General features: G+C 67.2%; 1 pseudogene. It reads right to left on the reverse strand.

From position 1 onward, the window contains the following. Nucleotides 1-274 (reverse strand): annotated as a pseudogene (locus R0J88_RS20070) (RNA degradosome polyphosphate kinase); the annotation flags it as partial.

Here is a 274-nt window from a genome sequence, read left to right on the forward strand (position 1 = left end):
CTTCGAGCCGCACCGCGTTGCCGAGGTGGCGCGCGGGCAGTTCGCCCTGCAGCGCGACGCGCAGGTTGGTGATTTCGTCTTCGTCGACGAACAGCTCGCTGTTGCGCGTGATGCGGAACTGGTTGCAGCTCTTCACGACGAGTTGCGGGAACAGTTCGCCGACGAAGCGCTGCATGAACGTACTGAGCAGCACGAAGCCGTGCTCGAAGCCCGACAGCGCCTGCGGCATGCGCACCACGCGCGGCAGCGCGCGCGGCGCCTGCACGATGCCCAT

This window comes from Pseudoalteromonas sp. SIMBA_162, from assembly GCF_046535955.1.
GTDB lineage: Bacteria > Pseudomonadota > Gammaproteobacteria > Enterobacterales > Alteromonadaceae > Pseudoalteromonas > Pseudoalteromonas marina.